The organism is Bacillus sp. AFS053548, assembly GCF_002575105.1.
GTDB lineage: Bacteria > Bacillota > Bacilli > Bacillales > Bacillaceae_G > Gottfriedia.
Genome location: NZ_NUHI01000014.1, coordinates 153,965 through 163,582 on the forward strand (window position 1 = coordinate 153,965; position 9,618 = coordinate 163,582).

The window sequence follows — 9,618 nt, forward strand, 5'->3', positions numbered from 1 at the left end:
TGTCGAAATATTTTGAATCAAAAGAACTTGTCTAACGAAAAAATATAGCTTACTATTTTCTTAAGAATTTTAAATTTTCAAAAAAATAGGTTTTTAAGGGGGCGTACATATGGTTTTTAAGAAGGGATTTGCAATTTTAGCATCAGTATCGTTAACTGCGGGGATTTTAGCAGGCTGTGGTAATAGTAGTTCAAAGGATGGGAACCAAGTCATTAAAATTGCGACAAATACACCATTATCTGGTAATAATGCAATTTTAGGTGAATCCATTAAACTGGGAGCTCAGCTTGCATTAGAAGATCAAAAAGCAGCTTTCAAAAAATTAGGCTTTGATTTAAAGATTGTACCTTATGATGACCAAGGGGATCCAAAAAAAGGTGTAGCAAATGCTGAGCAGTTAGCTGCAGACAATAAAATTCTTGGTGTTGTAGGACACTTAAACTCTGGTGTAGCAATTCCTTCTTCTGTAAAGTATGAGAAAGACCATATCGTAATGGTATCTCCTTCAAATACTGCTAATGAAGTAACTGATCGTGGATTAGGAGTAGTCAACCGAATTTGTGCTCGTGATGACTTCCAAGGTCCAGCAGGTGCAAATTTCGCTGTTAATACTTTAAAAGCTAAAAATATTTTTATCATTCAAGATAAAACACCTTACGGAACTGGTTTAGCAAATGAATTCAAAGCTGCTGCTGAGAAATTAGGCGCTAAAATTTTAGGTGAAGAAGGGATCTCAATTGGAGATAAAGACTTTAATGGGGTACTAAATAATGCAATTGCGAAAAAGCCTGATTTAGTATTCTTCGGTGGACTTTATGCTGAAGGTGGAATTTTATTAAAACAAGCTCGTGAAAAAGGATTAGACATCCCATTCATGGGTGGGGATGGAATGGACTCTTCAGGTTTAGTTGATATTGCTGGAGATGCTGTTAAAAACTTCTACTATACTTCAGTAGCTGGTGATACGGTAAAAACAGATAAAGGTAAAGCATTTGCAGACGCATATAAATCTAAATTTAATAAAAACATCGAATCATTCTCATCTTACGGTTATGATTCTGCGGGCGTTTTATTAGAAGGGTTAAAAAATGCGATCAACGATAATAAAGGAAAAACGCCAACACGTGAACAAGTTGAAAAAGCAGTACGTGCGATTCAAGATTATGATGGTGTAGTAACGAAGGTGGGCTTCGATGACAAAGGGGACAACAAATACGCGAAAGTATTTATTTATACGTTTAAAGAAGCTAAATACCCTGGTACTCAAGAAGGCGAAGTTACTAAACCATAATTAGAAACAAACCCTACCTGTCTAAAGAGAAGAGTATCCTGTAAAATGTGATACTCTTTTTCTCTCAATAAGATGAGAAAATTGTAAAATTTTGGAAGTTAATAGGGAATAAACTACATTATTTATAGGAGGTCTTATACATGAATGAAGTAATCCAAACACTACCTCAAGTTCTAATAGACGGTCTTGTTTTAGGAGCAGTATATGCAATCGTAGCACTCGGTTACACGATGGTTTATGGGATATTGGAACTAATCAATTTTGCACATGGTGAAATATTCATGGTGGGTGCGTTTATTGGTACTGCTGTATTAATTACATTTACTGGTTTAGGTTTATTAAGTAGTTTACCTGCAATTATCGTGTTAGCAATTGTTTTAATAGTAGCTTCATTAGCAACTGGTTTCCTAGGAATGGGAATCGAAAGAGTAGCATATCGTCCATTGCGAAAAGCACCAAAGTTAATTACATTAATTACAGCAATCGGTATTTCATTTTTACTACAAGATATCGTACGTTTTATTGCTGAATTAAAAGAAGGAAATTACATTATTACTGGCCCATCACTATTTTCAGGACAACACCAAATTAAAACTAGCTCACTTCTTTCTTCATTTGGAAATGCACAAATTAAATCAGCATCAATCATTATTTTAGTCGTTGCAGTTGTAATGATGATTTCATTAGATTACTTCATCAATAAAACAAAATGGGGTACAGCAATGCGTGCAGTTGCACAGGATCGTGAAACTGCATCATTAATGTCTGTAAATGTTAACAAAGTCATCTCTTTAACATTCTTTTTAGGTTCTGGATTAGGTGGTGCAACTGGTGTACTATTTGCATTACAGTACAGCACAATTGATCCGTATATCGGTTTTATTTTAGGCCTAAAAGCATTTACAGCTGCAGTATTAGGTGGAATCGGAAATATCCGTGGTGCAATGTTTGGCGGCTTATTAATCGGTGTAATCGAAGTGTTTGCAGCAACAAATTTATCAACTTTAACACATGGCATTTTCCCATCAGAATATAAAGATGTTGTTTCATTTGGAATTTTAATTCTAGTTCTAATATTCAAGCCAGAAGGTTTATTAGGTAAACCTGTAGCTGAGAAAGTGTAGGTGAATTAGATGAAGAGCATATTAAGTGGGTTAAAACAATCAAATAAACTACAAGGAATTTTCTTAGGAGCTTATATCGTTGTTACATCATTAGGATTATACCTATTGCAAGAATCCGTCACGGCATTTTTATTAATCTTGTTCTCACTTTACTTATTATATAAAACTAATTTTCCAGTCAAATTAAAATGGAGCATTGGAATCCTAGTTCTAACCGTGATTATGCCTTATGTTGCATCACAAGGTACAGCATTTGAATCATATATGGGTGTAGCGACTTTAGTTGGAATCTATGTTGCAATGGCACTTGGATTAAACGTAGTAGTTGGTTTAGCGGGTCTATTAGATTTAGGATTCGTTGCCTTCTTTGCAATCGGTTCATATACTTATGCAATTTTTTCGACTAAACAAGTTACGAATTTCTTACATTTTGATTTCCTTCCGTTTTCAGGAAACTCATTTTGGGTATTTATAATAATTGGTGGAATTATCGCTGCAATTGCAGGTGTATTATTAGGTATTCCAGTACTTCGTGTAAAAGGTGATTATTTAGCAATTGTAACACTAGGATTTGGAGAAATTATTCGTATTGTATTTAATAACTTAGATAAACCAATAAATATTACTGGAGGGGCACAAGGTATTTCTTCTATTCCAGCTCCTACTATTTTTGGATTAGAGATTGATAATTCTGGGCAATTTTATTATGTCGTGTTAGTTGTTTTAGCAATCGTCATTTTAGCTGTTACTAGATTACAAGATTCTAAGCTTGGACGTTCTTGGAAGGCAGTACGTGAGAATGAAATCGCTGCACAAGCATCAGGTATTCACTTAGTACGTACGAAATTAATTGCATTTGCAATCGGTGCATCCTTCTCAGGAATGATGGGAGTAGTATTCTCTGCAAAGCAAATGTTCATTGACCCAACAAGCTTTACTTTACTTGAATCGATTACAATCTTGGTAATGGTTATTTTAGGCGGAATGGGTAGTGTTCCAGGTGTTATTCTTGGAGCTGCACTTGTAACAATCTTAAATCTACAAGTATTAACAGAAGTAACAAACTATTTAAACCAATTAACATTAGATGGAGTTATTAATTTACCACCGGCTCTATCACCTTCTAAAATGCAACGTATGATTTTCGGGCTTATTTTAGTACTTGCAGCAATTTTCAGGCCAAAAGGATTATTGCCTGCCAAAAATAAGGTTGTTCCAAAAGAAGACGTCGTAGATCAAACTGTCGTCGAAGAAAAAACACGCACAGTTTCATTTTAAGAGAGGAGGTTATCAAATGTTAAAAACAACGAATTTAACGAAAAGCTTTGGCGGTTTAACAGCTGTTAATAATGTAAATATTGAAATTAAAGAAGGCTCAATTACAGCGGTAATTGGACCAAATGGAGCTGGAAAAACAACATTTTTTAATATGATTACTGGTGTGTACACTCCTAGTAGTGGTGAAATTTTGCTAGGGAATGAGAGCTTAGTAGGGTTAAAGCCACATACAGTTAATAAAAAAGGGATCGCGCGTACATTCCAAAATATTCGTTTATTTAATAGTATGACTGCTTTAGAAAATGTTATGGTAGGAATGCATCAGCATTTAAAATATGGTGTTTTTTCAACAATATTCCATTTACCTAAATTTAAAAAAGTAGAAAAATCGGCAATGAAAGAAGCATATAAATGGTTAGAATACGTAGGATTGGCTGATGTTTATAATGAGGAAGCATCGAGTCTATCATACGGTGCACAAAGACGACTTGAAATCGCTCGTGCATTAGCATCTCAACCAAGAATCTTACTTTTAGATGAGCCAGCTGCAGGGATGAATCCGAAAGAAACAAAAGAATTGACTGATTTAATCTTTCAAATGAGAGATGACCTTAACTTAACAATCGTCTTAATCGAGCATGATATGAAGCTTGTTATGGAAATATCTGAGTACCTATTTGTACTCGATCATGGCGAAAAAATTGCAGAAGGAAAACCACTCGAAATTCGAAATAACCAAAAAGTAATTGAAGCATATTTAGGAAAAAGTGCAGTGACTACTGCATAGTGAAAGGAGTACGAAAAGATGACGCTATTACAATTAAAAGATATTAACTCTTTTTACGGTGGTATTCAAGCACTGAAAAATATTAACATTGAAGTAAATGAAGGTGAAATCGTAACATTAATTGGAAGTAACGGTGCGGGAAAATCTACTACTCTAAAAACGATTTGTGGCCAAGTTAAACCAAAATCTGGAACGCTGATTTATAAAGGTGAAGAAATTATAAAGCTACAATCTCATGAAATTGCCTTAAAAGGAATCGCCCATGTACCAGAAGGAAGAAGAATCTTTTCTAAATTAAGTGTAAAAGAAAATTTAGAGATGGGCGCTTTCTCAGTTAAAGATAAAAAACTAATCGCTGCACGCATGGAAATGGTATTTGATTATTTTCCAAGACTGAAAGAGCGTTTAAGCCAAAAAGGCGGTACGATGAGTGGAGGAGAACAACAAATGCTAGCGATAGGTAGAGGACTGATGATGGGACCATCATTACTAATGCTAGATGAGCCATCAATGGGTCTTGCCCCAATTATCGTTGAACAAATATTTGAAATCATTGAGCAACTAAACAAACAAGGAATGACAATCTTATTAGTCGAACAAAACGCATACCAAGCATTACAAATTGCTCACCGTGGCTATGTAATTCAAACTGGAGAAATCCAAATGGTTGGTGAAGGTAAGACATTAATGAATAATGAAGAAGTGAAAAAAGCCTATTTAGCTTAATGATTCTGCAAATCAAAAATAGCTAAAGGAAAAAAGGGGATGTATCATAAGTCAGGTCAACTGACATGTGAACATCCCTTTTTTGATGTAAATGAGTGTAAAAATTATAGAGAGCGGGTATCTAGGAGGCACTGATCATTTTAAGTTTATTTTTCAGTCTTTTTTTTAAGAAAAATAGCAGATTTGAATTAATATTTAATTATATAAGAAGAAATATGCTATTTTTACACTCAATCGTATCTAAAATGATCTAATATTTCAGTGGAATACCTATACTGGTATAGGTACTTTTTTACGTTAATTGCAGATTCGCTGAATTTAATTGCAGATATGCTGAATTTAATTGCAGATATGCTGAATTTAATTGCAGATATGCTGATTTTAATTGCAGATTCACTGATTTTATTTGCACTTCGCCATTCATTTGCAAGTTTTCAACGTTGTTTGCACTGATAGGTCTCTTATTTGCTGCTATCAAAGGCTTATTTGCAGTGCAGTCGGTCGGAAAATTACTACGATTTTCTCAACACTAATAAAAAGAGGGAACCCATATGGATTCCCTCATTAATATGAAATTATTATTTACTAGAAATAAATTCCGAAACTTTTAATTGTTCTTCACTTGACGCATTGTTAATTGAAGATTGAAGTGATTCCTCTAGTAAACTACGATTCTTGTAAAAATCTTCATGTTTACTATTATAATAGTACTTCACTGCTTCTAAATCTGAGAAAAACTCTTTTCCAAGCTTTAGAAGAAATGTTACTGGAAGTCCTTCGATCACTACTGTATTTACATTTTCAGAAATTTCATTTACCGTACTGTTTGAAGTTGAAATCATTTCCTCGTTTAATTCTTTAACAAGTAATTGTTCGAACCCTTTTATTTTATTGTTTCTTTTGTTCACGATTCGCTTTTTGTTTGTTTTTAATAAACGAATGGAATGATGTTTATCAAGCAATACTGCTGAACGTTTCTTTTTCTTTAGAAAAATGCTGCTACTCAAAACTAGCACTCCCTTCTGATAGTATAGTATATAAATAAAACAACTTTTCTATCATACCAAGTAATGCTCATACTGTAAAGGTTTTATCTTTACATGTTAATTCCCGAAAAATATTCAAAAAATTCACGGTATTTTTTTTAGCAAAATTGTTCATAATAATATTTGACTTAATCATTGTCACTTTGTTAAAATAAAAACATATTATTTATTACATATAACGTTGACGGAAAGAAGTACCTAAAGATTATTTTGACTAGCGAATTGAGGATAGTGTGAGCTCAATCAAAACCTTTAGCGAAAGGCATTCCTGAGTTAATTCTTAAAGTGGACAATTTTTTTAATTGTCAACTAGGGTGGAACCGCGGGTGCATATACAGCTCTCGTCCCTAGGCAGAAAATGCCTAAGGATGAGAGCTTTTTTATTTCATTCTTGCATTTTCAAAAAACAATTGAAAATTGGAGGCAGATGAAATGTCAGAAAAATCAATGGATGTCGTAGTAAGTCATGCTAAACACAGAGGATTTGTATTTCCAGGATCTGAAATTTACGGTGGTTTAGCAAATACGTGGGATTATGGTCCACTTGGTGTTGAATTAAAAAATAACGTGAAAAAAGCTTGGTGGAAAAAGTTTGTTCAACAAAGTCCATATAATGTTGGATTAGATGCTGCAATCTTAATGAATCCACGTACATGGGAAGCTTCAGGTCATATTGGTAACTTTAATGATCCAATGATTGATTGCAAAAATTGTAAAGCTCGTCATCGTGCAGATAAATTAATCGAAAATGCACTTGAAGAAAAAGGAATGGAAATTATCGTTGATGGTCTTCCATTTTCAGAAATGGCTAAACTAATTGAAGAACATAAAATTGCTTGTCCTGATTGTGGTAGCCATGATTTTACAGATATTCGTCAATTTAACCTAATGTTTAAAACATTCCAAGGCGTTACTGAGTCAAGTACGAATGAAATTTTCTTACGTCCAGAAACAGCACAAGGTATATTCGTAAACTTTAAAAATGTTCAACGTACAATGAGAAAGAAAGTACCATTTGGTATAGCTCAAATTGGTAAAAGCTTCCGTAACGAAATTACACCGGGAAATTTCACATTCCGTACTCGTGAATTTGAACAAATGGAGCTTGAATTCTTCTGTAAACCAGGTGAAGAGTTAGAGTGGTATTCTTATTGGAAAGATACTGCTAATAAATGGCTTTTAGCTTTAGGTATTAATGAAGAAAATCTTCGTTTACGTGAACATAGTGCAGATGAATTATCACACTACAGTAACGCGACAACTGACTTTGAATATAAATTCCCATTTGGTTGGGGCGAATTATGGGGCATTGCGTCTCGTACAGATTATGATTTAAAACAACATATGGAATATTCAACAGAAGATTTCACATATCATGATCCAATTACAAATGATAAATACGTTCCATATTGTATCGAGCCATCATTAGGTGCAGATCGTGTTACATTAGCATTTTTAATTGATGCTTATGAAGAAGAAGCATTAGAAGATGGTACATCTCGTACAGTAATGCGTCTACATCCTGCATTAGCACCATATAAGGCAGCGATTTTACCATTATCAAAAAAATTATCAGAAAATGCACAAGAAGTATTTGCTTCTTTAGCAGAAGATTTCAATGTTGATTTCGATGAAACTGGTTCAATTGGTAAACGTTATAGACGTCAAGATGAAATCGGTACTCCATTCTGTATTACTTACGACTTCGAATCAATTGAAGATGGAAAAGTAACAGTTCGTGACCGTGACACGATGGAGCAAACTCGTGTTGCAATCAGTGAATTACAATCATTTTTAGCAAATAAAATTAAATTTTAATTTAGTTTTTTGAAATAAGGTGTCCTTTTGGACATCTTTTTTCATATATTTTACTAAAGCTTGTTTAAAGTTTAAGAAATTTACTAAAAATGGTAAAATGAAGGTATAAAATAAAGGAGGAGTTTAAATGAGGAGTTCAAATCCTATCTTAAATTCTGAACGATTAACGAAATCAAGGCATTCTGCTAAGGCTATGACGATCGGTGGGACAATTGGTAAAACAATTATTGCATTAATCTTACTTATCGCAACAGCGGGATACTCATTTTATCTAACGGCTACTGGAACATTTAATTCTAAAGTGTTTATTGGATGTTTAATCGTTGCATTCATTATTGGGTTAGTAACATCTTTTTCTCCTAGAATTGCACCGATTACTACACCTATTTATGCAGCAGTTGAAGGGATTCTAATTGGTAATATTTCAGCTGTATACGAAGCAACATATGGAATGATTGTCCTACAAGCGGTTCTATTAACAATTGCAATTATTGCAGGGACATTAATTTGTTATGCTACTGGACTAGTTAAAGTAACTCACCGTTTTAGATCAATTGTTTTCGGTTTAACAATCGGAGTGTTTATATTTTATTTACTAACGATGGTTCTTCAACTTTTCCATGTTCCAATTCCATATATCCATCAATCTGGTCCAATAGGAATATTTGTTAGTTTAGCGATACTTGTTATTGCTTCATTAAATCTATTCTTGGATTTTGATCTAATTACGACAAGTGTTAGACAAGGTGCTCCAAAAGAGTTCGAGTGGTATTGTGCTTTTGGTTTATTAGTAACAGTCATTTGGGTTTATATTGAAGCACTTCGATTCCTATCGAGGCTTCGCGATTAAATATTTTTAGTCAGGCAGACCTTACTCTCAAATGAAAGTAAGGTTTTTTACTATATTTTGATTAGAATTCGTCATGTTTAGATCGAATTACAATAGTAGAAAGTAGGGAAATAGATGAGTAAGAAAAAATTTGAAGTATTTGAAAATGAAACAATTAATGATTGCTTAGAGAGAATGGAAAGAGAAGGCTATTCACCAGTTAAAAGAATGGAAGTACCAATATTTTCAGAGCAAATGGTTAATGGGAAGGTAGAAATTGAACCAACTGGAAGAAAGATTGTATTTGAAGGTAGATTAAATACGAATTAATCTGAATAAAGATAATAATTTAATGGAATAGTAACCTTATATGAATAAAATGAGGTGAAAATATGCATAAATTAGCATGTCCACGCTGTAAAACAAACAAAAGTAGATTTTATTTAATCGAACAAAACCCAAAAGCAGTTAAATTAAATGCTCAAAGCGGAGATGTTGAAATAGAAGAATATGTTTCAAGTGGGCTAGATCCATTTTTTGTTCCATATAAAGGTCCAGAATATTTAGTTCAGTGTGGAACTTGTGGTTTAATTGATCAAAGTGTAATGTTTGAAAAGACAGCGGATTCATTGAAATTTTAAAATAAAAAAACTAAGTGTGAAGGTATAAATAGTATTAAAATAAGATGCCCTCTAAACTGGACACTAATAAAAAAGGTA

10 protein-coding genes and 1 other annotated feature are annotated in these 9,618 nt (G+C 33.4%); of the genes, 9 read left to right on the plus strand and 1 reads right to left on the minus strand.

Annotation, left to right across the window (positions count from 1 at the left end; all coding sequences use genetic code 11):
- The first annotated feature begins 109 nt into the window (after positions 1-109).
- The 5 genes from CN946_RS08070 (at position 110) to CN946_RS08090 (ending at position 5,206) form a co-directional block, all read left to right on the plus strand.
- Positions 110-1,291: a branched-chain amino acid ABC transporter substrate-binding protein gene (locus tag CN946_RS08070; RefSeq protein WP_098860660.1), complete on the plus strand. Its 1,182-nt coding sequence runs from the start codon at positions 110-112 to the stop codon at positions 1,289-1,291.
- Positions 1,292-1,431: 140 nt separating this feature from the next.
- Positions 1,432-2,415, plus strand: coding sequence for a branched-chain amino acid ABC transporter permease (locus CN946_RS08075; RefSeq protein ID WP_098427437.1), 984 nt, complete (start codon positions 1,432-1,434; stop codon positions 2,413-2,415).
- 9 nt (positions 2,416-2,424) lie between these two features.
- The gene (locus CN946_RS08080) at positions 2,425-3,693 is read left to right on the plus strand and encodes an ABC transporter permease subunit (RefSeq protein ID WP_098860661.1); all 1,269 of its coding nucleotides are present in this window, start codon (positions 2,425-2,427) and stop codon (positions 3,691-3,693) included.
- Between the two features lie 16 nt (positions 3,694-3,709).
- A complete protein-coding gene (locus CN946_RS08085) occupies positions 3,710-4,480 on the plus strand; it encodes an ABC transporter ATP-binding protein (protein WP_098860662.1) in 771 nt (256 codons plus the stop codon).
- An 18-nt stretch (positions 4,481-4,498) separates the two neighbouring features.
- Positions 4,499-5,206 (plus strand): ABC transporter ATP-binding protein, encoded by a 708-nt coding sequence (locus tag CN946_RS08090; protein ID WP_069032386.1) that lies wholly within the window; start codon positions 4,499-4,501, stop codon positions 5,204-5,206.
- A 578-nt stretch (positions 5,207-5,784) separates the two neighbouring features.
- On the opposite strand, the gene CN946_RS08095 is transcribed toward CN946_RS08090, so the two are convergent.
- On the minus strand, positions 5,785-6,213 hold the full coding sequence (locus CN946_RS08095; RefSeq protein ID WP_098860663.1) for a hypothetical protein: 429 nt from the start codon (positions 6,211-6,213) through the stop codon (positions 5,785-5,787).
- A 211-nt stretch (positions 6,214-6,424) separates the two neighbouring features.
- Positions 6,425-6,604, plus strand: a binding site (T-box leader).
- A gap of 80 nt (positions 6,605-6,684) precedes the next feature.
- Between CN946_RS08095 and CN946_RS08100 the strand changes: the two genes are divergently transcribed.
- The 4 genes from CN946_RS08100 (at position 6,685) to CN946_RS08115 (ending at position 9,540) form a co-directional block, all read left to right on the plus strand.
- Positions 6,685-8,070, plus strand: a complete 1,386-nt coding sequence (locus CN946_RS08100) for a glycine--tRNA ligase (protein ID WP_098860664.1) — start codon at positions 6,685-6,687, stop codon at positions 8,068-8,070.
- 127 nt (positions 8,071-8,197) lie between these two features.
- Positions 8,198-8,920 carry a Bax inhibitor-1/YccA family protein gene (locus tag CN946_RS08105; protein WP_098860665.1) on the plus strand — a complete coding sequence of 241 codons (723 nt, stop codon included), beginning with the start codon at positions 8,198-8,200 and terminating at the stop codon, positions 8,918-8,920.
- Positions 8,921-9,034: 114 nt separating this feature from the next.
- On the plus strand, positions 9,035-9,229 hold the full coding sequence (locus tag CN946_RS08110; RefSeq protein WP_098860666.1) for an NETI motif-containing protein: 195 nt from the start codon (positions 9,035-9,037) through the stop codon (positions 9,227-9,229).
- A 62-nt stretch (positions 9,230-9,291) separates the two neighbouring features.
- Positions 9,292-9,540: a DNA alkylation repair protein gene (locus tag CN946_RS08115; RefSeq protein ID WP_069032392.1), complete on the plus strand. Its 249-nt coding sequence runs from the start codon at positions 9,292-9,294 to the stop codon at positions 9,538-9,540.
- Positions 9,541-9,618: the final 78 nt, after the last annotated feature.